Source organism: Sphingobium sp. TKS, from assembly GCF_001563265.1.
GTDB lineage: Bacteria > Pseudomonadota > Alphaproteobacteria > Sphingomonadales > Sphingomonadaceae > Sphingobium.
Genome location: NZ_CP005083.1, coordinates 3383095 through 3406906, shown reverse-complemented (window position 1 = coordinate 3406906; position 23812 = coordinate 3383095). Strand labels below are relative to the sequence as shown.

Sequence of the window (23812 nt, the reverse complement as noted above, 5' to 3'; positions counted from 1 at the left end):
GGGAGAACTCTATGTATAATCGGCGGACCATGTTGGCGGGCGCCACGGCATCGCTGGTCCTTTCCACGCGACTCATCGCACAGACATTGCCGCCGCAGGGCTTCGCGACCCCGGCGGGCACTTCGCCTTTCACCCCGGATGTGTTTCGCGAACGCCGCCGTCGCGTCATGGAATTGCTGAAAGACGGTGTCGCCGTCGTTTATGGCGCCGGGCCGGTAGAAATTGCCGCCGCCGTCGCGCCGCCCTTCGTGCAGGACGGGGACTTTGCCTGGCTGACCGGCATCGTCGATGAACCCGGCGCGATTCTCGTCATGGCGCCCGCCGAGCGGACGATCAAGGAATGGCTGCTGCTCCCCTCGCGCGATCCGGAGGCGGAGCGTTGGGAGGTCGAACGCCTGCCTTTGGGCACGGAACTGGAGCGGCGCACCGGCTTTGCCCGCGTGTCGCGCACCAGCGGTCTGGGAGGCCTCGTCACCACCCTGGCCGAACGGTCCAAGACGCTGCATTTCCTTGGCCCTATCGTCAGCGCATCCGCGCCGGTGCCCCAGGGGCTGGAGCTTTACGGCAAGGTGATGCAGCGCGTGCCCGGCGTTTCGCTCAAGGATGAGAGCGGCCTGCTGCCTTCGCTCCGCATCGTCAAGGAACCGCGCGAACTCGACCTGATGCGCAGGGCGACGGCGGCAACGGCGCGCGGCCATATCGCGGCGATGAAGCAAGTGCGGCCCGGCATGAGCGAAAGGCAGCTCAAGGCCATATTGGAGGATGCTTTCCGCGCCGGGGGAGGAGAGGGGTTGGCCTATGACAGCATCGTCGCCACCGGGCGCAACGCGGCTTCGCTGCATTATACCGGCGGCAGCGGGGTCATCGGACCCAATGACCTGATCCTGATCGACGCGGCCGCTTCGGTCGGTGGCTATGCCTGCGACGTGACGCGGACCTTCCCCGCCAGCGGCAAGTTTAGTGCTGAACAGCGCGCATCCTATGAACTGGTACTCGCCGCTCAGGCCGCCGCCGTGGCCAAGCTCAAGGCCGGGGTCTATTATGAGGATCTGGTGGAGGCCGCGAAAGATGTCTTCCGCAAGGCCGGGCGGGTCGATGATTTCACCCATGGCCTTGGTCATCTGGTCGGCCTTGATGTCCATGACGTGGGCGACATGTCCAAGCCGCTGCCGGCGGGCGCGGTCATTACCGTGGAGCCGGGCCTTTATGTCCAATCCGCCAATTATGGCATTCGGATCGAAGATCTCTATCTGATCACGCCGACCGGATCGCAGCGCCTGAGCGAAGGCATTCCCCGAACCGTCGAGGAAATCGAAACGGCGATGGCGCGTTAATCCTCCTCGGGTGTCGCCAGATAATTGCGCACATCGCGCCGCAATTCCCCGGCGCAGAGGTAGAGTGCGATCACATTGGGGATCGCCATCAGGAAGAAGCTGCTGTCGACAATGCCGACCACCCGGCCGAGATCGATGGCCGCCGCCGGGGGTAGGGCGATGATGTAGAGAATCTTGTAGCTCCACTGCGCCTTGGGTCCGTTGCCGAACAGATAGCCCCAGGCCTGCAAGCCATAGAAGCCCCAGGCGACCAGCGTCGAATAAGCGAACAGCACCACGACCACCGCCAGCAGCCATGGAAAGGAGTGCGACACCTGCGCGAAGGCGGCGGAGGTGATGGCAATGCCCTCCAGCCCCGATTTCCATGTGCCCGCGACCACCAGCGCCAGCCCGCCCAAGGCGCAGACGATCATCGTGCCGAGCAACGGCTCCAGCAGCGCGACCAGCCCCTCGGACACCGGATGCCGCGCCCGCGCCAGGCTATGCGCCATGACCGCCGACCCCACGCCTGCCTCGCTCGCGAACACCGCGCGCCGCATTCCCGAAACGAACGCGCCCACGGCGCCGCCGGTCGCGGCCTGTCCGTTCCAGGCGCCTTGCCAGATTTCCGTCAGCGCGGCTGGAATGGCGGCGGCGTGCAGGATCAGCACCGTCGCCACGCCGATCATATAGACCGCGACCTTGAGCGGCGTCAGCCTCTTCGCCACTTCCCCCAGCCAGGCAGCGCCGCCCAAAGTCACCAGTGCCACCGCACCCGCGAGGATCGTGCCATAGGCCCAGCCATTGCTGAAGCCCGTCACCACTTTCACCTGCGCGAAGCTTTGGTTGACCTGCACCATCGGGATTGCCCCGAACAGCGCGAAAAAGGCGTAGAACCCGCCCAATAGCAGCCCGATCTTCGGCCAGCCCCGCGCCGCGCCCACGGCTTTGAGCACATACATCGGCCCGCCATGCACATGGCCCCGGCTGTCGAAGGTGCGATATTTGAGGCCCAGCGTTACCTCCGCCATCTTCACCGTCATGGCGAACCAGCCGATGATGAACATCCAGAGGATCGCGCCCGGCCCGCCCATCGTCAGCGCCACCGCCACGCCCGCGATATTGCCCAGGCCGATCGTGCCGGACAGCGCCGTCGACAGCGCGCCCCATTGGCTGACGTCGCCCTTCGCCTCGCCCTCATGCGGCTGGGTCTTGAGGATGCGCAGCGCCCTGCCGACCGCGGTCAGATTGGGAAAGCCCAGCCAGACGGTGAAGAACAGCATCGGCAGCGCCAGATAGAGCACGATCAGCTCGATCTGCGTCCCCAGCACCGGCACCTTGAAGAAGACCGCGCCGGAAAGGGCGTCGACCGCTGCATTGAATCCGTCCATTTGCAAAGGGATGGCTGCTCCTTGCTGGAAAGTCGAACAAAGATTGCTATGGGAATGATGAGAGGTTTAACCGCATGGGCGGGCAGGGATTATGAGCAGAAAATATTTCGGCACGGACGGCATTCGCGGACGCACCAACCAATGGCCGATGACCGCCGAACTGGCGATGAAGGTCGGCATGGCGGCGGGCAAGCATTTCCAGCGCGGCACGCATCGCCATCGCGTCGTCATCGGCAAGGACACGCGCCTGTCGGGCTATATGGTGGAAAATGCGCTGGTCGCGGGTTTCACCGCCGTCGGCATGGATGTGGTGCAGTTCGGGCCGATCCCGACTCCGGCGGTGGCGCTGCTCGCCCATTCGATGCGCGCCGATCTGGGCGTGATGATATCGGCCAGCCACAACCCCTATTTCGACAATGGCATCAAGCTGTTCGGGCCGGATGGCTACAAGCTGTCGGATGAGGATGAGCTGAAGATCGAGGCGATGCTAAGCCAAGATATTCCGCTTGCCGCGTCGCAGGAAATCGGCCGCGCCCGTCGCGTGGAGGACGCTCGGGGCCGCTATATCCATGCCGTCAAATCCAGCTTTCCGGCCGACCTTCGGCTGGATGGCCTCAAGATCGTGGTCGATTGCGCCAATGGGGCCGCTTATCAGGTCGCGCCCTCGGCCCTCTGGGAATTGGGGGCAGAGGTGGTGGCGATCGGCGTCACGCCCAATGGCATCAATATCAACGACCAGTGCGGATCGACCGCGCCGTTGCTGTTGCAGGAAACGGTGGTGTCGGCGGGCGCGGACATAGGCATTGCGCTGGATGGCGATGCCGACCGGCTGATCGTGGTGGACGAACATGGCGCGATCGTCGACGGCGACCAGATCATGGCGCTGATCGCAGGCAATTTCGCGAAGGCGGGGATGCTGCGCGGCGGCGGGCTGGTGGCGACGGTGATGTCGAACCTGGGACTGGAGCGTTTCCTTGTGGGTCAGGGCATGGCGCTGGAGCGGACCAAGGTGGGCGACCGCTATGTGCTGGAGCGGATGCGCGAGGGCGGTTTCAACGTCGGTGGCGAGCAGTCAGGGCATATGATCCTTTCCGACTATGCGACGACCGGCGACGGCACCGTGGCGGGGTTGCAGGTGCTGGCGGCGCTGGTGCGATCGGGCAAGCCTGCGAGCGAAGTGCTGCATCAGTTCGATCCGGTGCCGCAATTGCTCAAGAATGTCCGCTTCTCCGGTGGCAAGCCGCTGGAGCATGAGGATGTGAAGCGGGCGATCGCCCAGGCCGAGGCGGAGTTGAACGGGTGCGGGCGGCTGGTGATCCGGCCTTCGGGCACGGAGCCGGTCATCCGCGTGATGGCCGAGGGCGACCGGGAGGAGCAGGTCAAGGACGTGGTCGAGCGCATCTGCGACGCCGTGGCGAAGGCGGCTGCCTGATGCTGGAATTGCGGCCCGATTGCGAGCGTTGCGGGACGGACCTGCCCGCCGATGAACCGGGGGCATTTATCTGTTCCTTCGAATGCACATTCTGCGCGTCATGCGCTGAGGCGCTGGACGATCGTTGTCCCAATTGCGGCGGTGAATTGATGGACCGGCCGACCCGGACCGGCGATGCGCTCAAACGCCATCCGGCTTCGACGGAGCGGCATTTCAAGGCATGACTTCCGCGCGCATCCTCATCATTGCCGGGTCCGACAGCGGGGGGGGCGCGGGCGTCCAGGCGGATATCCGCACCGTGACGCTGCTCGGCGGCCATGCCATGACAGCGATCACCGCGATTACCGCGCAGAATACGCTGGGCGTGCAGGGCGTTCATCCGATCCCGACCGACATGGTGCTCCAACAGATGGAGAGTGTCATCAGCGATATCGGGGTCGATGCGGTGAAGATCGGCATGATCGGATCGGCGGAAACGGCGGTGGCTGTGGCGGAGCGGCTGGCGGCGCTGGAGGGCGTGCCGATCGTCTTCGATCCGGTCATGGTGGCCACCAGCGGTTCCGCGCTGGCGAACGAGGCGACCGTCGCCGCCTTTGAGAAGCTGATGGCGCTGGCCACGCTGGTCACGCCCAATATCCCGGAGCTGGAAGCGCTGGGCGGGGAGGAGATCGCGATCCGTTTTGCAACCCATGTGCTGGCCAAGGGCGGCCATGGCGAGGGGCCGATGCTGACGGACCGGCTGATCGGGCCACAGGGCGTTCTCAAGGCGTGGAGCAATGCGCGAATCGATACGCCGCACACCCATGGCACCGGCTGCACGCTGGCCAGCGCGATCGCGACCGGGCTGGGGCAGGGTCTGGATCTGGTCGACGCCATCGAACGCGGGCGCAAATATGTGCGGGAGGCGCTCGCTCTCGCACCGGGACTAGGGCAGGGACATGGGCCGATGGGCGCGCCTTTCGGGTTTCACGACCATGCCTGATTTTTCCCATGAACTGCTGCATCATCCGGGACTGGTTGCCGGGGTGGACGAGGCAGGGCGCGGCCCGCTGGCCGGGCCGGTCGTGGCGGGGGCGGTGATCCTGCGGCAGGAGGATTGCCCGCAAGGTCTCAACGACAGCAAGCAGTTGAGCGCTGCCCGGCGCGCCATGCTGGAGGGGGAGATCAAGGCGCGGGCGCTGTGCTGGGGGCTGGGCGTCGCTTCGGTCGAGGAGATTGACAGCCTCAACATCCTCTGGGCGACCATGCTGGCGATGAGGCGGGCGGTCGAGGCGTTGACCCAGGATTGCGCGCATGTGCTGGTGGACGGCAATCGCTGCCCGCAATGGCGCTGGGCATCGACGGCGGTGGTCGAGGGTGACGCCAAATGTCTGTCGATCGCGGCGGCCTCCATCCTGGCGAAAGAAGCACGCGACCGGATGATGATCGAGGCGGCGGCGGTGCATCCCCATTATGGTTGGGAAAGCAACAAGGGCTATGGCAGCGCCAAGCATCTGGCCGCGCTGCGCGAACATGGGCCGACGCCGCTGCACCGCAGGAGCTTCGCGCCGGTCGCGCAATTGAGCTTGCTGTAGCATCGTCCCAGTCTGAACCTGGGCGGGCCGATCAGGGGCTGGCGCTGGCGCGTCTTGTGGTTAAGAAAGTGTTGATGCGCGCCTTTCTAACCTGGATGCTTTTGCCGCTGCTGTGCGTGATCGCCGTGCCCGTGGCGGGGCAGGAGCCGGTGGGGCCGGGGGGCTATCGCTGGCTGGAGGAGGGGCCGTTCGTCGGGCCGCTCTATATGGTGATCAGCATCGAGCGACAGATGGTGCATGTCTATGATGGCGACCGGCTGGTCGGGATTGCCAGCGTGTCGACGGGCATGAAGGGGCATCGCACGCCGACCGGGGAGTTTCCGGTGCTGCAGAAGCGGGAATGGCATCGGTCGAACATCTATTCCAACGCGCCCATGCCCTTCATGCAGCGGCTGACCTGGGACGGGATTGCGCTCCATGCGGGGCATAATCCCGGCCATCCGGCGAGCCATGGGTGCATCAGGCTGCCTTATGCCTTTGCGCGCAAGCTGTTCGGGATGACGCAAGTCGGGACTCTGGTCAGTGTGACCTCGGACCGATTGAGTCCGGTGTTGATGGTGGATGCGCTGGTGGTGGGCGATCCGGGAAGCGCCGTCGTGACTTTCGCGCCGCAAGCGCCGGTGGTGCTGGCGCAGCGGGATGAGACGGCCGCGCCGATGCTGGAGGTCGATCCGGGGATTTTCCGGCTGCGCTTGATGCGGCGTTAAGAGGAATTCGGGTTAGCAGAAGCGGGCCGACTTGATCCAGTCGTTGCACATCAGGCGAAGCTCGCCGCGGATCGCGCTGGCCTGGGAATCGGATTGCGCGAGGGAGGCGCGCAGGCGGTGGATGGCCAGCAGCATGTCCTGTGCACGGGGAAGGAAATTGTCCGCCGAGCGATCGCTTTGCGCGCTGTCGATGAGGCGGGTCAGGGCACCGATCATCCCCGGCGGAGGGGCGCCATCCCGCGCGCAGACATCGTCGACCATGGCGTAGACCGCTGACAGCCATTCCGGATTGCGATAGGCACATGGCGCCATGACGATACCTGCTTGCGTAATTGACGCCGCCCAGAATCGCGAATCATGGTGAAAAAGACATTAACTTTACAATCGCGTGTCTTTTGAGTGGCTTGGATGAGGCAAGGGCGGCTGATCCTCCCGTGGAATCCGCCGCCCCGCGATTCTTTGGCCCGGATGATCAGGCCGCTTCGGCGGTCTCCTCCGCCGCTGGCAGGCGGATCAAGTAATCGAAGGCGGAGAGCGCCGCCGTCGAGCCCGCTCCGCAAGCGATCACGATCTGCTTGTAGGGCACAGTCGTGCAGTCGCCCGCCGCGAAGATGCCGGGCTGGCTGGTTTCGCCGCGCGCGTCGATCTCGATCTCGCCACGTGGGGAAAGGGCGATCGTGTCTTTCAGCCATTCGGTGTTCGGGACGAGGCCGATCTGGACGAAAATGCCTTCCAGTTCGATATCATGCTCCGTGCCGCTGTTGCGATCCTTGTAGCTGAGGCCGGTGACGCGTTCGCCATTGCCGTCCACCTTGGTCGTGAGGGCCGAGGTGATGATCCTGACATTGGGCAGGCTGGCGAGTTTGCGCTGGAGCACGGCGTCGGCGCGGAGCTGGCTGTCATACTCGATCAGAGTCACATGGGCGACGATGCCGGCCAGGTCGATGGCCGCCTCGACGCCGCTATTGCCGCCGCCGATCACCGCCACGCGCTTGCCCTTGAACAGCGGGCCGTCGCAATGCGGGCAGTAGGCCACGCCCTTGTTGCGATATTCGTCTTCGCCGGGCACGCCCATCTGCCGCCAGCGCGCGCCGGTGGAGAGAATGACGGTCTTGCCCTTCAAGGACGCGCCATTTCCCAGCACGACCTCATGATAGCCGCCTTCGGTCTTGGCCGGGATCAGCTTGGCGGCCTTCTGCAGGTTCATGATCTCGACGTCATAGTCCTTCACATGGGCTTCCAGCGCGGCGGCGAATTTGGGGCCTTCGGTGCGGCTGACCGAGATGAAATTCTCGATATCCATGGTGTCGAGCACCTGACCGCCGAAGCGCTCCGCCGCGACGCCGGTGCGGATGCCCTTGCGCGCCGCATAGATCGCCGCCGCAGCGCCAGCGGGACCGCCACCGACGATCAGCACTTCGAACGGGTCTTGCGCCTTGATCTTCTCCGCTGCGCGGGTGGCCGCGCCGCTGTCGATCTTCGCGACGATCTGCTCCAGTTCCATCCGGCCGCTGGCGAAGGGTTCGCCGTTCAGGAAGACGGTGGGGACGGCCATGACCTTGCGGGCGTCGACTTCTTCCTTGAATAGCGCGCCGTCGATGGCGGTGTGGCTGATGCGGGGGTTGAGGACGGCCATCAGGTTCAGCGCCTGCACCACATCGGGGCAGTTCTGGCAGGACAGCGAGAAATAGGTTTCGAAGGCGAAGTCACCGTCGATGTCCTTGATCTGCTGGAGCAGTTCCTGCGCCGCCTTGGACGGGTGGCCGCCGACTTGCAGCAGGGCGAGGACGAGCGAGGTGAATTCATGGCCCATGGGCAGGCCGGCGAAGGTCACGCCGATGTCCGTGCCGGTACGGCGGATCATGAAGCTGGGGACGCGCTTGGTGCTATCGGTTTTTGGGCCGGTGGTGATGGATACCTTGTCCGACAGTTCGGCGATCTCATCCAGCAGCGTCTTGAGTTCACGGCTCTTCGCGCCTTCGTCCAGCGACGCCACCAGCTCGATCGGCTGGGTGATGTTCGCCATATAGGCCTTGAGCTGGCCCTTGAGATTTGCGTCCAACATATTGGTCTCCATGGGTTGGGCGCGCCGATCCGGGGCACGCGGCTTGTCCTTCGCCGGGACGGTGCGATCCGAAGGCCCGGCGTTTGCGGAGGTTGTAAATTGAGAGCGGCGTGCTCCTGCGAAGGCAGGATCCCAGGCTTTGGCGCGTGACCTGACGCTCTGGGCTCCTGCCTTCGCAGGAGCACGTTGCATATAATGGCTCCCGCCGGGCCGGGGAGGGTGCCTTCGACCCAGCCCGACAAGAGTTAAGGCCTTGTCGACATTTCGTTCAGGTGGAGCCGAGAAGCGTGATTTCCGAGCATCGGAGCGCAGCGGACTTCTGGTCCGTGAGCACCGAAGCGCAGGAAATCGCGCTTCGCAGGCCCGCATGGGCGGAATGTCGGCGAGGCCGTTAGATCTTGCCGACGAGGTCGAGCGAGGGCGCCAGCGTGGCTTCGCCTTCTTCCCACTTGGCCGGGCAGACTTCGCCAGGGTTGGCGGCGACATATTGCGCGGCCTTGACCTTGCGGAGCAGTTCGGTCGCGTTGCGGCCGACGCCTTCCGAAGTGATTTCCATGAACTGGATCACGCCTTCGGGATCGACCAGGAAGGTGGCGCGGTCAGCCAGGCCGACGCCCGGACGCATCACGTCGAAATTGTTGGTGATGGTGCCCGACTGGTCGCCCAGCATGAAATAGTTGATCTTGCCGATCGCCGGCGAGGTGTCGTGCCAGGCCTTGTGGCTGAAATGCGTGTCGGTCGAAACCGAGTAAACCTCGACGTTCAGCTTCTGGAGCGTCGGGTAGATATCGGCCAGATCCTCCAGCTCCGTCGGGCAGACGAAGGTGAAGTCGGCGGGGTAGAAGAAGAAGACGGCCCACTTGCCCTTCACATCGGCGTCGGTGACGTCGACGAACTTGCCCTGCTTGTACGCGGTGGCGGTGAACGGCTTGATGGTCGTGTTGATAAGAGCCATGGGCTTTCCAGTTCCTTTTAGGGAGTTGCTGTTGCCCGACCCATGTAGGGAATGCGCATGGTGCCGTGAAATTGGTTTTCTTGGCCAAGTCGATTGATAAAAGCGATCACAGACCGTCTTATTGATCGATCGGACCGCCTCTGGGTTTGTGCAGGACGTAATTCATCGCTTCCTCGATCATGCCCAACGCTTCCTCGATGGTGAAGGTGGACGAATCGAGGCACAGTTCCAGCCAGAGGCCATCGATCATCGCAGTAAGGCCGATGGCGGCGATGCGCGCGTCCGGGCGGGGAATTTGCGGCGCGGCCTCCCGCAGCAGCACCTCCATGCGTTCGCGCCCGCCGCCATAGGTTTCGGCATGGGTGGCGGCGATTTTCGGATTGGTCTTGTTGAGGCTCCAGAAGGAAATCCAGGTCGCAAGCAGATTGGGATCCAGTACCGGCGGCTGGAAATTGGACCGCAAATAGGCCCAGAGCCGGGCGCGGGGATCGGCTCCAGCCTCCGCCACCGCGCGTTCCATCGCGGCGGCGACCTGTTCCCCGACATCGCGATAGGTCGCCAGGATCAGGGCGTCCACGCCGTCGAAATAATGAGTCAGCAGGCCTGCGGACACGCCCGCATAGGCGCAGATCGCCCGGACGGAGGTGCCGCCCACGCCCTTTTCGGCCAGGCAGCGCGCGGTTGCCTCGATCAGAGCCTGCCGCCGGACATCTGCGGTTTCGCGAACGAAACGCGCCCGTTCGGGGCGCCCTTCAACCTTGTGCTCCATTTCTTTTCCCCACCATGATCCTGCTCCCTGCCGGAACCGCTGGCAAGCGCTCCGTCCCCATTCAGGAAAATGGATCGAAGACCGGCGTTCAGCCGTTTATGAGGCCAATTGCAAGGGGAAAGATGAATGAGGCGTCTTGATCTGAACCGCGCGCTTCTGCCGTTGATGCTGGCGGGTGCGCTGATGTCCGGTTGCGCGAAGAGCGTGGACAAGGGGCCGGTCACGAACAATGCCGCGCAGGCGCCGGATGTCGAGGCGGTCGAGGAGCCGGATGCGGTCGGCGTGGCCGCCAATGAAGCGGCGGGCCTCACTGATGATTGGGTGGGACGGTGGAACGGGCCGGAGGGGCTTTTCCTGGACATTCAGCCCTCGCCGGATGGCCGGCCAGGCCATTATGCCATCACGAACCGGGACAATCTCGACCGGCAGGGTGGCTATGACGGTGTGGCCGCAGGGGCGGCGATCCGCTTCGCGCGGGACGGCCAGGAGCTCAGCATCCGGCCGGGCGCGGGCGCCGAGACGGGGTTCAAATATCTCGCGGGCAGGCAGGATTGTCTGATCGTGGTGCCGGGGCGGGAGGGCTATTGCCGCTGAAGGCTCAGGAACCCGTCCGCTTGCTTGCGCATTATGTTGCCGGGTGGCGTGAAGATGAGGAGGATTTCTATGGCGGATTATCAGGAGCGTCCGACGACCACCACGGTCATCGAAAAACGTGGTGGCGGCGGCACCATGGTAGCCGTTCTCTTGCTGGTCGTGGTGGTGGCGATCGCCGCCTTCTTCCTGATCAGCAGCCAAACCCGCAAGGATAGCGCTGTCGAAGGCGCCGCTACGCAGGTCGGTCAGGCGGCAAGCGATGTCGGTGACGCAGCCAAGGATGCGGCGGGTGCCGTAAAGGATCAGCAATAAGATTGCGCCTGTTTGGTGGTCCTGCGGAGGCAGGAACCCAGTTCTGCCTTTCGATCTGCGCCGTGTCTTGAGCCGTCTGCTTCGGTCCGGCGCTTGCGTAGAAGCGGATGGTTCTGGAAGCCGCCAACTCAGGATGTACGGAAAAGGGCGCCCCGATCGGGACGCCCTTTTCTTTACGCCTGCCGTTGTCGGCTCGAGCGCGGCTTGATCAGCTTTCCACCTTCACGTAACGGGGTGCGGCTTCGTTGAGGATGCGCAGGATTTTCTTGAGCGCGCTCGGCTCGTCCGTTTCCTCCATCGCCGCGAGTTCGCGGGCGAGGCGGCTGGAGGCGGCCTCGAAGATCTGCCGTTCGGAATAGCTCTGTTCCGGCTGGTCGTCGGCGCGGAACAGGTCGCGGGTCACTTCGGCAATCGACACCAGGTCGCCCGAATTAATCTTCGCTTCATATTCCTGAGCGCGGCGCGACCACATGGTGCGCTTCACCTTGGGCTTGCCCTTAAGCGTTTCGACCGCTTCCTCCAGCGTCTTGTTGGAGGACAGCTTGCGCATGCCGACGCCTTCGGCCTTGTTCGTGGGCACGCGGAGCGTCATGCGCTCCTTTTCGAAGCGGAGAACATAGAGCTCCAGCTCCATGCCCGCAATCTGCTCCTTTTGCAGCTCTATGACGCGGCCAACGCCATGCTTGGGGTAAACAACATAATCACCTACGTCAAAGGACAGCGCCTTGGCAGCCATTTGAAACCTTTCCATATTACAGGGGGAGCGGTGGCGTTCGCGTTGCAAGTGCGAACAGATGCACGAGCCGAGGGGGATGCGGCGCCACCATCAATACATCAGGCATTTGTCTCCGTAGCGGACGCGACCATGTCCACCTGTTGGCCCCTATTTAGCAGATTCGTAACAAAATTGCCACCCCCGGACACAAAATCCGGGAGTGGCCTTGCAAATTAAACGCAACAGCTAGTTTGGGGGATGTCCGGACCGCGCGCGGTCGACGCTGCGGCGCGGCAGATCAGCTTCCGCTGCCGGGCTCGGGCGAGAAGAACTGTGCCAGCTTGTTTTCGACGCCCTTCATCGCGTCGGCGTCGGCGGGGGCATCACCCTTGACGGTGATGTTCGGCCATTCGGCGGAGAATTTCGTGTTCAACTCCAGCCATTTTTCCAGGCCGTTTTCGGTATCGGGTAGGATCGCTTCGGCAGGGCACTCAGGCTCGCACACGCCGCAGTCGATGCACTCATTGGGGTTGATGACCAGCATATTCTCGCCCTCGTAGAAACAATCCACGGGGCAAACCTCGACGCAATCCATATATTTGCAGCGGATGCAGTTATCGGTCACGACGTAGGTCATGGGTCAGCACTCTTGGAATTAGGACAATTGGGCGCCCTGCTATGCGCGGTCGCGGCGAAGGTCAATGAGGATATTGTTGGCGGGGTGATTGTTGGGCTTAAGCTTCTGCGGCTTCAGGCGCCTACGGTCAGTTCTTCATAGCAGGCCTGCGCCTCCGGTGCCGGGCCTCGGCGATCGGGGAGCTGGGTCACCCTAACCACTCGCACGCCGCTGGGGTGGGGGAAGGTGATGAGGTCACCCGCCCGCACCGGGGCGTGCGAGCGGTCGATGCGGCGGCCATTCAGGCGGATATGGCCTTCCTCCGCCATTTTCTGGGCGACCGAGCGACTCTTCGCGAGGCGCGCGAACCAGAGGAATTTGTCGATGCGCAGGCTTGGTCCGTGGACCGACACCATGCCCGCGTCAGCCATTACGGCCCAGCAATTCGGCAAGACCCGCAAAAGCGTGGTTGCCAGTGGGCGCAGGGCCGGATGAGGCGGCGGGACGGGGCGCCCGGTCGCCGCGTGTCTTACCCTGGGACTTGCCCTGCGATGGAGCGGCGCGCTTGTCGCTGCGCTGGTGCTGCTGGTGCGGGCGGGGCTTTTGCCGGCCGCGGAAGACCCAGTTGGGGCCGCCCTCCTCGGGCGCTTCCACGGGGCGGAAGCCGGCGAGGCGCATCAATTGCAGGAAGGCCTCTTCCGACAGGCCCAGCGAGACGATCTGCGGGCTTTGCGCGGTGAAGGCCTCGTTCTTGGCGATGGCTTCATGTGCGGTGCGGGCCATGCGTTCGGCCATGTCGATGCGCAGCATCTGTTCGCCAAAGCCACGGAAACCGGCGATGCGGGCGCCCATCTGCTCGGGCTTTTCGCCGGCGGGGATCAGGGTGAGGCCGGGACCGGGTAGAGGCAGGCAGGGCTTGGCGATGCGGGCCGCCAGCAAAGCGGCGCGCCAGCGGGCGGCGCCGGGCTTGAGCAGGCCGGGATGATAGATGTCGAGCACGCCGATATCGATGCCGGCGCGGCGCAGCAAATGGCGCTGATCCTTGTCGAGATGGCCGAGCGCCGAATCGAGATCGGTGCGCGCGATCACGCCGCCCGCATCGGCAAGCTGGGCGAAGACGGCGCGGACGACGGCGGGGACTTCGGGGTCGGAGGAGCTGGCGACCATCTTGGTCAGCGGCAGGAGGTGCTTTTCCTTCTGCGCGTCGAACCAGGTGGTGAGGCGGGCGAGAACGAGCTTCTGCACATCCTGGCCCAGCGCCAGAAGCGCGCGATCCAGCCGGATTTCCGGGGTCAGCAGCGCGGGGCCGCCATGCAGCGTGGCCACCGCGTCCCCCTTCCAGCTTATGCCGGGGGCTTGTCCTGCTTCGTCCATGAGCGCGAAATCAGTATCGGGTGCGCTCAGCAATTCGTCAGCCTTCACTCGCAATATCCTTCCAAGGCGCCGTTCAGCGGCCGCCAACAGCATCTTCCTGTCCTGATGCCGGGTAGCGGGATCGACCGAGAAACGAAATCCGTCAAGTCGCCCGATCGTCTCGCCATCGACGCAGACTGTCCCGTCCGGCTCTATTTCGACGGGCAGATTGTCCACGCTCTGGCCGATATCCCTTAGCAGAACCGTGGTGCGGCGGTCCACGAAACGCTGCATCAGCGCGGCGTGGAGCGCATCCGAGAGTTTTTCTTCAAGCGTACGCGTGCGTTCGGCCATTTCAGCCGGATGGGCGAGCCAGTCGGCGCGATGGGCGATATAGGACCAGGTGCGCGCCGCGGCGATCCGGCCCGATAGCGTGTCGATGTCGCCCTGAACCGAATCGAGTCGCGCGATCTGCTGGGCGAACCAGTCGCGAGGAATGTGGCCGCTCCCTTCCGAGAGGAAGCGCCAGATGCGGCTGACCGTGCGGGCATGATGTTCCGCCCCCAGCTTCTGGAAATCGGGCAGGCCGCAGGCGGCCCAGAGACGTTCGACCTGCTTCTGGCCCTTGGCGCGCTCGATTACCAGCGGGTCGTCGGCTAGGCGTTTGAGGACGGCAAGGTCGACAGCCTCGGGCGCGGCGCGCAGTTCGGGGCGTTCGGGTTTCTCTTCCAGATCGAAGATCAGATGGTCGAGCCGGTCGGTGCGCGGGGTGCCGCCGCGCCAGAAAAGTTGCTCGACCGGCGGGAAGCGGTGGGCTTCGATGGTCTCGATTTCTTCGGGGGTGAAGGCGGCGTCGCCCTCTTCATGACCCAGGCTGCCGAAGGTGCCGTCTTTGTGGTGGCGGCCCGCGCGGCCTGCGATCTGCGCCATTTCCGCGACGGTGAGGCGGCGCGTGCGGCGGCCGTCGAACTTGCGCAGCGAGGCGAAGGCGACATGGGCGACGTCCAGGTTCAACCCCATGCCGATCGCGTCGGTGGCGACCAGATAGTCGACCTCTCCGTTCAGGAACATCTGCACCTGCGCGTTGCGCGTGCGGGGGGAAAGCGCGCCCATCACCACCGCCGCTCCGCCCCGGAAGCGGCGGAGCATTTCGGCCACGGCGTAGACCTCTTCGGCGGAGAAGGCGACGATGGCGGAGCGCTTGGGCAGGCGGGAGAGCTTTTTCGCGCCTGCGTAGCTGAGCGTCGAGAATCGAGGGCGGCCGATGATCTCCGCATCGGGGACGAGGGATTTGACGACGCGGCTGATGCTGGCGGAACCGAGGATCATCGTTTCCTCGCGACCCCGGGCGCGCAACAGCCGGTCGGTGAAGACATGGCCGCGCTCCGGGTCGGCGCCGAGTTGGGCTTCGTCCAGGGCGACGAAGGCGTAATCTCTGTCGACCGGCATGGATTCCGCCGTGCAGAGGAAATAGCGCGCGTTCGGCGGCACGATCTTTTCCTCGCCCGTGATGAGAGCGACTTGGCTGGCGCCCTTCATCCCGACCACCCGGTCATAGACTTCGCGCGCCAGAAGGCGGAGCGGAAAGCCCATCATCCCGGAGGAATGGCCGCACATGCGTTCGACGGCGAGGTGGGTCTTGCCGGTGTTGGTAGGGCCCAACACGGCGGTGATGGGCGAGCGGGCAAATAGGGCCATGACCCCTGCTATGTCGGGCATGGCGGGAGGAAGGGCAAGGGCAAAGGCCTGGCAAAGCGGTGCGATGCCCCAAATTGGTCCGCCGGTCCGCCATGTGGCTCGTCCGGGCGCAGAAAAAGGGTTAAAATAGCCGTCTTTATTTGACTTTAACCTTATGCCTTCACAGAATTGCGGATGAACGCGCGGCGGGGGTCGTGGCGTATATTGCCCCGGGGGCTTGTTTTACCGTGTTTCATGGCAGTCAGATCAATGCCCAACAGGGGGGCGCCTCTGCGTCCCTGTGGCTGACTGACTCCATCCGCAATGGGGCGCCGGTCGAGGATTCGCGCGATTGGCGCGAAAAGCTGCGCGACTGGGCGGAGGATGTGGAGCTGGTTCCCGACCTTGGCCAGCGGGTGGGAAGTTTCACCTGGTTCCGGGGACTTGCGACCTGTTTCGGACTGTGCGCGGCGGCGCTTTATCTGTCGCCGGGTTTCCATGCGCTGCCGGGCGAGCCGCAGCCTTTGATGGCGTCCCGGCAATTCGACGAAGTGCGCAGCCAGATGATCATGCCGCTCGCCATGGGCGCCGACAGCGGGCGGCGCATGGGACCGACCGACGCCGTGCAGCCGCTGCGCGAGACGCCGGAGCGGCCGCAGATCGAGCTGCGCGCGCAGATCGGCGGAAGCGATTCGCTGGGCCGGGCGCTGGCGCGGGCCGGGGTGAGCGGGGGCGATGTAGCGACGGTGATGAGCCTTGTCGCCGGCGATGTCGGCGCGGGCATGAAGCCGGGGACGCCGCTGGACATCGTGCTCGGTCGCCGGGCGAGCCGGGATGTGCCCCGGCCGCTGGACAAGCTGGCATTCCGGGCGCGGCTGGACCTGGGGATAGAGATTTCGCGGGCTGGCGGGGTGTTGCAGGTGCAGCGGACCGCGATCCATGTCGACGATACGCCGCTGCGCATCCAGGGCGTCGTGGGCGAGAGCCTGTACCATTCGGCGCGGGCCGCGGGGGCGCCGCCCAAGGCGATCCAGAGCTTCCTGCGCGTGGTGGCGCAGCAGATCGATCTGGGATCGATCTCGGCGGGCGACCGCTATGATATGGTCACCGAATATCGGCGGGCGGATACCGGCGATGTCGAGGTGGGCGACCTGTTGTTCGCCGGACTGCACCGGGCCAGCGGGCGCGGCATCGACATGCTGAAATGGAATAGCGACGGGCGGACCCAATGGTTCGAGGCGTCGGGCGTGGGCCAGCGGCGGGGTGTGCTGTCCGCGCCGGTCGCGGGGCGCATGTCGTCCAGCTTCGGCATGCGGCGGCACCCGATATTGGGCTATACCCGAATGCATGCGGGGATCGATTTCGCGGCGGCCTATGGATCGCCCATCTATGCGGCGACCGACGGCGTGGTGTCCTATGCCGGGCGGCATGGCGGACATGGCAATTATGTGCGGCTGGAGCATGGCAGTGGCCTTGCCACCGGCTATGCGCATATGAGCCGGATCGCGGCCGCGCCGGGGCAGCGCGTGCGGCAGGGGCAGGTGATCGGCTATGTCGGCTCCTCCGGCCTGTCGACCGGGCCGCATCTGCATTATGAACTGTATCGCAACGGGCAGACGATCAATCCGCTGTCGGTTCGCTTTACGACCACGTCGCAATTGGCTGGGCGGGAGTTGGCGGCTTTCCGGGCGCGGCTGGTGCAGTTGAAGAGCCTGCGCGTGGGATTGCCCGTGCAGGTGGCCCAAAAGCAGCAAGCCCAGAGTGCGGGACCGGCGGCTTCCGGGAAATAGCTTTTCGTGGGAAACAGGCTCCGCTAACGGGCGGTCATGATCGCACCGGCTTCTGACATCACTGCAATATTGCTGGCCGGGGCGCGGCCTGTTCCCGATCCCTTGGCTGTGGCGGCGGGGGTGGCGGTGAAGCCGCTGGCGCCCGTAGCGGGCGAGCCGATGATCAACCATCCGGCGCGGGCCTTGCTGGCGCATCCGGTGATCGGGCGCGTGATCGTGCTGACGCAGGCGCCGGAGCTGTTTGCTGGCGATCCGACTACCGCCTGGCTGGCGGCGCATCCCAAGGTGCGGTTCGAAACGAGTGGGGGCGGGATTGCATCCTCGCTGATGGCGTTGTTGGACCGGGCGGATTTGCCCTTTCCGCTGCTGATGACGACGGCGGATCATGTGCTGCTGGATGCAGCGATGCTCGACCAGATGGTGCGGGAGGCTGATGGCGCCGACATTGCCGTGGCGATGGTGGAGCGGGCGACCTTGCTGGCGCGCTATCCGGGATCGCGGCGGACCTGGCTGAAGTTCCGCGACGGCTGGTGGTCGGGGGCGAATATCTTCTGGTTCGGGAGTGGCAAGGCCCGGCCGGTGATCGCGCTTTGGCAAGAGGTTGAGCAGGACCGCAAGAAGGGGTGGAAGATATTGTCCGCCTTCGGGCCTTTGGCTTTGCTGGGGGCGGTGCTCAGGATTTCGAGCTTGCGGGGCGGGATTGCGCGGGTGGGGCGGCGCTTTGGGCTGGTGGCGCGGCTGGTGGCGATGGAGCAGGCGGAGGCCTGTATCGATGCGGACAAGCCGGATGATGTTGTGCTGATCGAAGAGATTTTGGCGGGGGCCGCGATATAGAAGCGACGTGCTCCTGCGAAGGCAGGAGCATGTTATGCCCTCAATAACCGTCCAGATCTTCCAGCGCGGTGAAGCGTTGGGACCAGAGCGCCCCATATACCGCCATCCATTGGACGATCGGGGCGAGCCCCTTGGCGCGGGCGGTGTAGTAGGTTTCGCGGCCTGCGCGGCGGGCCGTCACGAGGCTGGCGCGCTTCAGCTTGCCGAGATGGCGGGACACCATGGGTTGCGATACGCCGGAAATGGCGGTGAGGGCGTGGACGCTCTGTTCGCCTTCGCGCACCAGATATTCGAGCAGCGCCCGCCGGGTGCCGTCGGACAAGGCCTTGAAAAGTTCGTCGCAGGAGGCCGAGCGATCCCCCCTCAAAATATGTTCTGTCATCGTTATGACATAACCAAATAGTTATGAAATGGTCAAGCGTAGGTCCGTTTTTGCCCTCCGAAACGGCGTTAACCAAAAAAACTTTCCGGGCCTTTTTCGCTGAGTCTTTTGCGTCACACTAGCCCATGTTGAGTCTTTCGAGTCGCCGTCGACTCAATATCTAGTGGCTACCCGGTTCGTTCTCCGCCGTGTTAACCTTTATGTGAGGCTTGAACCCTAAGTTGCTGATCTTGACGGCGGACTCCCGAGGACTCATCGCTGGGCCTCAGAAGCAAACGGGGGTCACTAATGGGTGTCATGGAACGCGTCGCGCCGCGGCGGAAAAAGGCGGTTGCGCCGGTCGAGATCGAGGCCGACCGCCTGCTGCGTGGCGACTGCATTTCCGAAATGGCGAAGCTGCCCGACGCCTGCATCGACATGATCTTTGCCGATCCTCCCTATAATCTGCAACTGGGCGGCGACCTGTTCCGGCCAGAGGGCAGCCGCGTCGATGCGGTCGACAATGATTGGGACAAGTTCGACACGCTGGGCAGTTATGACCGCTTCACCAAGGCCTGGCTGCGCGAGGCGCGCCGCATATTGAAGCCCAATGGCTCGATCTGGGTGATCGGCAGCTATCACAATATCTTCCGCGTCGGCACGGCCCTGCAGGACGAAGGCTTCTGGATCCTCAACGACATCATCTGGCGCAAGTCCAACCCCATGCCCAATTTCAAGGGCACGCGCTTCACCAATGCGCATGAGACGTTGATCTGGGCCAGCCAGGGCGAGGATGCGAAGTACACCTTCAACTACAAGGCGATGAAGACGCTCAACGACGAATTGCAGATGCGCTCCGATTGGGTGCTGCCGATCTGCGGCGGGCAGGAGCGGTTGAAGCGCAACGGCACCAAGGCGCACCCGACGCAGAAGCCGGAAGCTTTGCTCTACCGCGTGATGCTGGCCTGCACCAAGCCGGGCGATGTGGTGCTCGATCCCTTCTTCGGGACGGGGACGACGGGCGCGGTGGCCAAGCGTCTGGGGCGACGTTGGATTGGGATCGAGCGCGAGGACGATTATATCGAGGTTGCGCTGGAGCGGATCGAGGCGGCGTTGCCGCTGGACGAAAGCGCGCTCACTATCATGCAGACGGCGCGGCAGCAGCCCAAGGTGGCATTCGGCACGCTGGTCGAGACGGGCTATTTGCAGCCCGGCGCGGTGCTGACGGACAGCAAGCGCCGCTGGCAGGCGGTGGTGCGGGCGGACGGTTCGCTCAGCGTCGGGGCGGATACGGGGTCTATCCACAAGATGGGGGCCACACTCCAGGGTGCGCCAAGCTGCAACGGGTGGACCTTCTGGCATATCGAGATCGATGGGGCGCTGAAGCCGATCGATACGCTGCGGCAGACCTATTTGCTGGCGAACGAGCCTTAAGCGGCTCCGTGTTCCTGGGCAGGCGTTCGAGCGAGACAAGCGGCTCGTGAGAACCCAGTTTAGACCCTGGTTTATGCGCGCTACCTCAGAACTGGGCTCCTGCCTTCGCAGGAGCACGGCGGGACGCTAAGGGAAGCTCTCGATCCGATCGAAGGACATGGCAATGCTTTCCCAAATCCCTGCCGACGCCCGGCTTTACCTGCGCCCCACTTGGTTCGTGCCGTCGCCCATCGGCTTGGCCGAAGGGTCGGCGGCGCGGATGGGCAATGGGCTGATCTGGTTTCAGGGCTATGAGCTGACTGCGCGGAAGGATGGCCGGCGGGTGGCTCGGGTGACGGTGCCGGTCGCGGAATTTGTCGATGCCGTCGCGGGATTGCCCGATGCGCTGGCTGAGCGGGCGCAACGGTTGGCGGCCAATATTTCGGCGCAGCGTCTGCCTTTGGCGCTGGATGGGCGGACGATCCGTTTCGACGCGCCGCAGGTGATGGCGATCCTGAACATCACGCCCGACAGCTTTTCCGATGGCGGCAAGCATATGGACGATCCGCAGGCGGCGGCGGATGCAGGCTTCGCCATGGCGGCGGCGGGGGCTTCGCTAATTGATGTAGGCGGGGAATCGACCCGTCCCAAGGCGCCGAAACTCTGGGAAGGGGATGAGATCGCCCGCGTCGTGCCGGTGATCGAGAAGCTGGCGGCGGCGGGTATTTCCATGTCCATCGACACGCGCAAGGCGGCGGTGATGGAAGCCGCGCTGGCGGCGGGAGCGGCGGTCGTCAACGATGTGAGCGCGTTGCGGCACGATCCGCGGGCGATGGATGTGGTGGTTTCGGCGGGCTGTCCGGTGATCCTGATGCATGCGCCCTCGGCTGGGGACGATCCGCATGCGAATCCGGACGGTTATGGCGATGTCGTGGCCGATGTGTTCGATATGCTGGAGACGCGGGTCGAGGCCTGTCTGGCGGCCGGGGTGGCCCGCGAGAAGATCATGGTCGATCCGGGATTGGGCTTTGGCAAGTCGTTGAGCGACAATCTGGCGCTGGTGAACGGCTTGGCGCTGTTCCAGGGGCTGGGCGTGCCGTTGCTGTTCGCCGGGAGCCGCAAGCGGTTGATCGGGGCTTTGTCCAATGAGGCACCAGCGGCGGAAAGGTTGGGCGGATCGGTGGGCCTGGCCTTCCGCGCGGTGGAACTGGGCGCGCAGATGGTGCGGGTGCATGACGTCAAGGAAAGCGTGCAGGCGCTGCATCTGTGGCGCGGGCTGGCGGATGCGGGGTTGAGCGCGGTTTGAGAGTGGGGGTGGGTTTGGCCATTAGGGGGCTAAGCTGCCTTTGCCTCATTCGTCATGCTGAACTTGTTTCAGCATCCATTTCTCCTCACATTCCGCCGTCCGTGGGGCACGATGGATGCTGAAACAAGTTCAGCATGACGGCTACGGTGAAGGCGGCCTTCCACCCGTTACAGCCGCTACTTCCGGAAACTCTCCGCCGCCGCGCAGGCCAATTGATCGGCGCGCTCATTTTCCGCGTGGCCTGCGTGGCCCTTCACCCATTGCCATGTCACCTGATGGCGGGCGGCGGCCTTCACCAGTAGCTGCCAGAGTTCGGCATTCTTCACCGGCTTCCTGTCGGCCGTCTTCCAGCCGTTCTTCTGCCAGCCGAATACCCATTTGGTGATGCCGTCCATCACATATTTGCTGTCGGTATAGAGCGTCACCCGGCACGGGCGCTTGAGCGTCTCCAGCGCCTGCACCGCCGCCATCATTTCCATGCGGTTGTTGGTGGTCTGCGCCTCTCCGCCGGAGATGTCCTTCTCTTTCTCTCCAAAGCGCAGCACGGCGCCCCAGCCGCCGGGGCCGGGATTGCCCTTGCACGCGCCGTCGGTGAAGATCTCGACCTCTGGAAGCTCGCTCATGCGCCGAGCAGCGCCGCCGGGTCGGCGCTGGCGTAGAAATCGAGGCGGCGCAGATAGGCCAGCGGATCCTTGCGCGTCACCAGCGCGTCGGCGGGAGTGTTGATCCAGTCATAAGCCCGCGTCAGCAGGAAACGCAGCGCCGCCCCCCGGCAGAGGATTGGGAAAGCTGTGCGTTCGGCGTCGGACAGGCCGTGGGCCGTCATATAACCGGCGCCCAGGGCTGCGGCGCGGTCCCCGAACCAGGTCGCGCCGTCATTGCTGAACACCCAGGCGCTGTGTGTGACGGCAAGGTCATAGGCGCGGATATCGGTGCAACTGAAATAGAAGTCGATCAGGCCCGTCACCTCATCGCCCAGCATCAGCACATTGTCGGGAAAAAGGTCGGCATGGATCACCGACCGGGGCAGGTCGGCGGGCCAATGCGCATCAAGGAAAGCCAGTTCCTGCGCAACCCGCGCGCCGAGGCCGGGGGCGATCCGGTCGAAATCCTCGCCGCATTTGGCGGCCAGTTCATGCCAGCCGGGTAGGTCGAGGGCGTTGCGGCGGGTGCCGGTGAAGCCTTCCGCTGCGCGGTGCATTTCGCCTAGCGCCGCGCCCGCCGCGCGGGCCTGGCCGACGGTCGGTTCGGTGACGGAGATGCCGGTGAGGAACTCGATCAGGCAGGCCGGGCGGCCGGCGAGCTGCTGGAGGCGCTTGCCCTCGCGGTCCGCGATGAAGCGGGGGACAAGGCAACCGCGAGCGCCCAGATGATCGAGCAGGTCCATGAAAAAGGGCAGGTCCGCCTCATTCACCCGCTTTTCATAGAGGGTGAGGATGTAGCGGTGGCCTCCCCCGGAACCCAAGGCGCCGTCATGGCCGGTGGTTTCGAGCAGGTAATTGCTGTTTTCCACGCCTTCCGCGATGCCCTTGGCCGACACGAGGCGTCCGGCGTTGTAGCGGGTGAGAAAGGCGTCGATTTCTTCGGCGGGAACCTGGGTATAGACGGCCATGGATTTACGCGGCCTCCAGTCCGCGAGGGAGCTTGAAGGCAATGTTTTCGCGGGCGGTTTCCACCTGCTCCTCGATCACGTCGAACCGCGTGGCCAGCCGGTCGACCACTTCGCGCACCAGTACTTCGGGGGCGGAGGCGCCCGCGGTGAGGCCCAGCGTGCGCACGCCTTCCAGCCAGGCGAAGTCCATATCGTCGGCGCGCTGGATCAGCCGGGCGGGGGTGCCTTCGCGCTCCGCCACCTCGACCAGCCGCAGCGAATTGGAGCTGTTGGGCGCGCCGATCACATAGACCGCGTCGCATTGCCCGGCGATCGCCTTGACCGCCGCCTGCCGGTTGGAGGTGGCGTAGCAGATATCCTCCCCCTTGGGCGCATGGATGGTGGGAAAGCGGCGCAGAAGCACGGCCACGATGGCGGCGGTGTCGTCCACCGACAGGGTCGTCTGCGTCAGGAAGGCCAGATTGTCGGGGTCGGCGGGCGTGAAGGCTTCGGCATCCTCGACCGTTTCGATCAGGGTCATGTTGCCGTCATCGACCTGGCCGAAGGTGCCGATCACCTCCGGATGGCCCCTGTGACCGATGAAGAGGATGTGGCGTCCGGCCTCCACCTGGCGTTCGGCCTGGCGGTGGACCTTGCTGACCAGCGGGCAGGTGGCGTCGAGATAGTCGAGGCCGCGTTCCTCTGCCTTGGCGGGCACGGCCTTGGGCACGCCATGGGCGGAAAAGACCACCGGCACGCCGTCGGGCACCTGGTCCAGTTCCTCCACGAAGATCGCGCCCTTCGCCTTCAGGCTGTCGACCACATATTTGTTGTGGACGATTTCATGGCGGACATAGACCGGGGCGCCATATTTCTCGATCGCCTTTTCGACGATGATGATGGCGCGGTCGACACCGGCGCAAAAGCCGCGTGGGGCGGCGATCAGCAGCTTCATGGGCGAGCGAGAGGTCATGGCTTGCCGCTTAGGCGAATGTGACGGAGGATGAAAGCCGCTTCCTTTATGTTGCGCGTCCCGCAGCCTAT

Annotated in this window: 25 protein-coding genes; 12 read left to right on the top strand and 13 right to left on the bottom strand. The window is 64.5% G+C overall.

Annotated elements, in window-relative coordinates; genetic code table 11:
* Nucleotides 1-11 precede the first annotated feature (11 nt).
* A complete protein-coding gene (locus tag K426_RS16830; RefSeq protein ID WP_066559483.1) occupies nucleotides 12-1334 on the top strand; it encodes an aminopeptidase P family protein in 1323 nt (440 codons plus the stop codon).
* On the opposite strand, the gene K426_RS16825 is transcribed toward K426_RS16830, so the two are convergent.
* Nucleotides 1331-2704 carry an alanine/glycine:cation symporter family protein gene (locus tag K426_RS16825; protein WP_066559480.1) on the bottom strand — a complete coding sequence of 458 codons (1374 nt, stop codon included), beginning with the start codon at nucleotides 2702-2704 and terminating at the stop codon, nucleotides 1331-1333. The two genes, K426_RS16830 and K426_RS16825, sit on opposite strands and share 4 nt — an antisense overlap.
* A 91-nt stretch (nucleotides 2705-2795) precedes the next feature.
* Here K426_RS16825 and glmM point away from each other — a divergent pair, with 91 nt between their 5' ends.
* The 5 genes from glmM to K426_RS16800 all read left to right on the top strand — a co-directional run bounded on the left by glmM (nucleotide 2796) and on the right by K426_RS16800 (nucleotide 6417).
* Nucleotides 2796-4136 (top strand): phosphoglucosamine mutase, encoded by a 1341-nt coding sequence (glmM, locus tag K426_RS16820; protein ID WP_066559478.1) that lies wholly within the window; start codon nucleotides 2796-2798, stop codon nucleotides 4134-4136.
* Nucleotides 4136-4360, top strand: a complete 225-nt coding sequence (locus tag K426_RS16815; protein WP_066559476.1) for a DUF1272 domain-containing protein — start codon at nucleotides 4136-4138, stop codon at nucleotides 4358-4360. The genes glmM and K426_RS16815 overlap by 1 nt, the downstream gene beginning before the upstream one ends.
* Entirely contained in the window at nucleotides 4357-5118 is a 762-nt protein-coding gene (thiD, locus tag K426_RS16810; RefSeq protein ID WP_066559474.1) for a bifunctional hydroxymethylpyrimidine kinase/phosphomethylpyrimidine kinase, read from the top strand. Before K426_RS16815 ends, thiD begins: the two co-directional genes overlap by 4 nt.
* Nucleotides 5111-5710, top strand: coding sequence for a ribonuclease HII (locus tag K426_RS16805; protein ID WP_066559472.1), 600 nt, complete (start codon nucleotides 5111-5113; stop codon nucleotides 5708-5710). The genes thiD and K426_RS16805 overlap by 8 nt, the downstream gene beginning before the upstream one ends.
* Nucleotides 5711-5784: 74 nt before the next feature.
* The gene (locus K426_RS16800) at nucleotides 5785-6417 is read left to right on the top strand and encodes a L,D-transpeptidase family protein (protein WP_443018197.1); all 633 of its coding nucleotides are present in this window, start codon (nucleotides 5785-5787) and stop codon (nucleotides 6415-6417) included.
* A gap of 12 nt (nucleotides 6418-6429) precedes the next feature.
* Here K426_RS16800 and K426_RS16795 read toward each other — a convergent pair whose 3' ends face one another.
* The 4 genes from K426_RS16795 to betI all read right to left on the bottom strand — a co-directional run bounded on the left by K426_RS16795 (nucleotide 6430) and on the right by betI (nucleotide 10206).
* Complete coding sequence (locus K426_RS16795; RefSeq protein WP_066559469.1) at nucleotides 6430-6729, bottom strand: hypothetical protein; 300 nt, start codon at nucleotides 6727-6729, stop codon at nucleotides 6430-6432.
* Between the two features lie 160 nt (nucleotides 6730-6889).
* A complete protein-coding gene (ahpF, locus tag K426_RS16790) occupies nucleotides 6890-8482 on the bottom strand; it encodes an alkyl hydroperoxide reductase subunit F (RefSeq protein WP_066561913.1) in 1593 nt (530 codons plus the stop codon).
* Between the two features lie 391 nt (nucleotides 8483-8873).
* Nucleotides 8874-9437, bottom strand: a complete 564-nt coding sequence (gene ahpC, locus K426_RS16785) for an alkyl hydroperoxide reductase subunit C (protein WP_066559466.1) — start codon at nucleotides 9435-9437, stop codon at nucleotides 8874-8876.
* Between the two features lie 118 nt (nucleotides 9438-9555).
* The gene (betI, locus tag K426_RS16780; protein WP_066559464.1) at nucleotides 9556-10206 is read right to left on the bottom strand and encodes a transcriptional regulator BetI; all 651 of its coding nucleotides are present in this window, start codon (nucleotides 10204-10206) and stop codon (nucleotides 9556-9558) included.
* Nucleotides 10207-10332: 126 nt separating this feature from the next.
* Here betI and K426_RS16775 point away from each other — a divergent pair, with 126 nt between their 5' ends.
* Complete coding sequence (locus tag K426_RS16775) at nucleotides 10333-10800, top strand: hypothetical protein (protein ID WP_066559462.1); 468 nt, start codon at nucleotides 10333-10335, stop codon at nucleotides 10798-10800.
* 69 nt (nucleotides 10801-10869) lie between these two features.
* A complete protein-coding gene (locus tag K426_RS16770; protein ID WP_066559460.1) occupies nucleotides 10870-11112 on the top strand; it encodes a hypothetical protein in 243 nt (80 codons plus the stop codon).
* Between the two features lie 208 nt (nucleotides 11113-11320).
* On the opposite strand, the gene K426_RS16765 is transcribed toward K426_RS16770, so the two are convergent.
* The 4 genes from K426_RS16765 to K426_RS16750 form a co-directional block, all read right to left on the bottom strand.
* Complete coding sequence (locus tag K426_RS16765; RefSeq protein ID WP_066559459.1) at nucleotides 11321-11848, bottom strand: CarD family transcriptional regulator; 528 nt, start codon at nucleotides 11846-11848, stop codon at nucleotides 11321-11323.
* A 277-nt stretch (nucleotides 11849-12125) separates the two neighbouring features.
* Nucleotides 12126-12464: a ferredoxin FdxA gene (gene fdxA, locus K426_RS16760; protein ID WP_066559458.1), complete on the bottom strand. Its 339-nt coding sequence runs from the start codon at nucleotides 12462-12464 to the stop codon at nucleotides 12126-12128.
* Between the two features lie 113 nt (nucleotides 12465-12577).
* Nucleotides 12578-12874, bottom strand: a complete 297-nt coding sequence (locus K426_RS16755; protein WP_066559447.1) for an RNA-binding S4 domain-containing protein — start codon at nucleotides 12872-12874, stop codon at nucleotides 12578-12580.
* Complete coding sequence (locus K426_RS16750) at nucleotides 12867-15494, bottom strand: helicase-related protein (RefSeq protein ID WP_443018196.1); 2628 nt, start codon at nucleotides 15492-15494, stop codon at nucleotides 12867-12869. The genes K426_RS16755 and K426_RS16750 overlap by 8 nt, the downstream gene beginning before the upstream one ends.
* Before the next feature lie 227 nt (nucleotides 15495-15721).
* Here K426_RS16750 and K426_RS16745 point away from each other — a divergent pair, with 227 nt between their 5' ends.
* On the top strand, nucleotides 15722-17263 hold the full coding sequence (locus K426_RS16745) for a M23 family metallopeptidase (protein WP_066559443.1): 1542 nt from the start codon (nucleotides 15722-15724) through the stop codon (nucleotides 17261-17263).
* A gap of 36 nt (nucleotides 17264-17299) precedes the next feature.
* Nucleotides 17300-18097, top strand: coding sequence for a nucleotidyltransferase family protein (locus tag K426_RS16740; protein ID WP_066559441.1), 798 nt, complete (start codon nucleotides 17300-17302; stop codon nucleotides 18095-18097).
* A 40-nt stretch (nucleotides 18098-18137) separates the two neighbouring features.
* Here K426_RS16740 and K426_RS16735 read toward each other — a convergent pair whose 3' ends face one another.
* A complete protein-coding gene (locus K426_RS16735; RefSeq protein WP_066559439.1) occupies nucleotides 18138-18479 on the bottom strand; it encodes an ArsR/SmtB family transcription factor in 342 nt (113 codons plus the stop codon).
* A gap of 288 nt (nucleotides 18480-18767) precedes the next feature.
* Here K426_RS16735 and K426_RS16730 point away from each other — a divergent pair, with 288 nt between their 5' ends.
* Both K426_RS16730 and folP read left to right on the top strand, forming a co-directional pair.
* Complete coding sequence (locus K426_RS16730; protein ID WP_066559437.1) at nucleotides 18768-19892, top strand: site-specific DNA-methyltransferase; 1125 nt, start codon at nucleotides 18768-18770, stop codon at nucleotides 19890-19892.
* A gap of 163 nt (nucleotides 19893-20055) precedes the next feature.
* Nucleotides 20056-21177, top strand: a complete 1122-nt coding sequence (gene folP, locus K426_RS16725) for a dihydropteroate synthase (protein ID WP_066559435.1) — start codon at nucleotides 20056-20058, stop codon at nucleotides 21175-21177.
* Nucleotides 21178-21353: 176 nt separating this feature from the next.
* Here folP and rnhA read toward each other — a convergent pair whose 3' ends face one another.
* From rnhA to ispH, 3 genes are read right to left on the bottom strand one after another with little or no spacing between them, the layout of a single operon-like run.
* Nucleotides 21354-21800 (bottom strand): ribonuclease HI, encoded by a 447-nt coding sequence (rnhA, locus tag K426_RS16720; protein WP_066559433.1) that lies wholly within the window; start codon nucleotides 21798-21800, stop codon nucleotides 21354-21356.
* Entirely contained in the window at nucleotides 21797-22789 is a 993-nt protein-coding gene (thrB, locus tag K426_RS16715; RefSeq protein ID WP_066559431.1) for a homoserine kinase, read from the bottom strand. The genes rnhA and thrB overlap by 4 nt, the downstream gene beginning before the upstream one ends.
* 4 nt (nucleotides 22790-22793) lie before the next feature.
* On the bottom strand, nucleotides 22794-23741 hold the full coding sequence (gene ispH / locus K426_RS16710; protein ID WP_066559429.1) for a 4-hydroxy-3-methylbut-2-enyl diphosphate reductase: 948 nt from the start codon (nucleotides 23739-23741) through the stop codon (nucleotides 22794-22796).
* Between the last annotated feature and the right edge of the window lie 71 nt (nucleotides 23742-23812).

Coding starts and splice junctions, on each gene's coding strand:
- K426_RS16830 (WP_066559483.1), top strand. CDS start 12: ATGTATAATCGGCGGACCATGTTGGCGGGCGCCACGGCATCGCTGGTC.
- K426_RS16825 (WP_066559480.1), bottom strand. CDS start 2,704: ATGGACGGATTCAATGCAGCGGTCGACGCCCTTTCCGGCGCGGTCTTC.
- glmM (WP_066559478.1), top strand. CDS start 2,796: ATGAGCAGAAAATATTTCGGCACGGACGGCATTCGCGGACGCACCAAC.
- K426_RS16815 (WP_066559476.1), top strand. CDS start 4,136: ATGCTGGAATTGCGGCCCGATTGCGAGCGTTGCGGGACGGACCTGCCC.
- thiD (WP_066559474.1), top strand. CDS start 4,357: ATGACTTCCGCGCGCATCCTCATCATTGCCGGGTCCGACAGCGGGGGG.
- K426_RS16805 (WP_066559472.1), top strand. CDS start 5,111: ATGCCTGATTTTTCCCATGAACTGCTGCATCATCCGGGACTGGTTGCC.
- K426_RS16800 (WP_443018197.1), top strand. CDS start 5,785: ATGCGCGCCTTTCTAACCTGGATGCTTTTGCCGCTGCTGTGCGTGATC.
- K426_RS16795 (WP_066559469.1), bottom strand. CDS start 6,729: ATGGCGCCATGTGCCTATCGCAATCCGGAATGGCTGTCAGCGGTCTAC.
- ahpF (WP_066561913.1), bottom strand. CDS start 8,482: ATGTTGGACGCAAATCTCAAGGGCCAGCTCAAGGCCTATATGGCGAAC.
- ahpC (WP_066559466.1), bottom strand. CDS start 9,437: ATGGCTCTTATCAACACGACCATCAAGCCGTTCACCGCCACCGCGTAC.
- betI (WP_066559464.1), bottom strand. CDS start 10,206: ATGGAGCACAAGGTTGAAGGGCGCCCCGAACGGGCGCGTTTCGTTCGC.
- K426_RS16775 (WP_066559462.1), top strand. CDS start 10,333: ATGAGGCGTCTTGATCTGAACCGCGCGCTTCTGCCGTTGATGCTGGCG.
- K426_RS16770 (WP_066559460.1), top strand. CDS start 10,870: ATGGCGGATTATCAGGAGCGTCCGACGACCACCACGGTCATCGAAAAA.
- K426_RS16765 (WP_066559459.1), bottom strand. CDS start 11,848: ATGGCTGCCAAGGCGCTGTCCTTTGACGTAGGTGATTATGTTGTTTAC.
- fdxA (WP_066559458.1), bottom strand. CDS start 12,464: ATGACCTACGTCGTGACCGATAACTGCATCCGCTGCAAATATATGGAT.
- K426_RS16755 (WP_066559447.1), bottom strand. CDS start 12,874: ATGGCTGACGCGGGCATGGTGTCGGTCCACGGACCAAGCCTGCGCATC.
- K426_RS16750 (WP_443018196.1), bottom strand. CDS start 15,494: ATGGCCCTATTTGCCCGCTCGCCCATCACCGCCGTGTTGGGCCCTACC.
- K426_RS16740 (WP_066559441.1), top strand. CDS start 17,300: ATGATCGCACCGGCTTCTGACATCACTGCAATATTGCTGGCCGGGGCG.
- K426_RS16735 (WP_066559439.1), bottom strand. CDS start 18,479: ATGACAGAACATATTTTGAGGGGGGATCGCTCGGCCTCCTGCGACGAA.
- K426_RS16730 (WP_066559437.1), top strand. CDS start 18,768: ATGGGTGTCATGGAACGCGTCGCGCCGCGGCGGAAAAAGGCGGTTGCG.
- folP (WP_066559435.1), top strand. CDS start 20,056: ATGCTTTCCCAAATCCCTGCCGACGCCCGGCTTTACCTGCGCCCCACT.
- rnhA (WP_066559433.1), bottom strand. CDS start 21,800: ATGAGCGAGCTTCCAGAGGTCGAGATCTTCACCGACGGCGCGTGCAAG.
- thrB (WP_066559431.1), bottom strand. CDS start 22,789: ATGGCCGTCTATACCCAGGTTCCCGCCGAAGAAATCGACGCCTTTCTC.
- ispH (WP_066559429.1), bottom strand. CDS start 23,741: ATGACCTCTCGCTCGCCCATGAAGCTGCTGATCGCCGCCCCACGCGGC.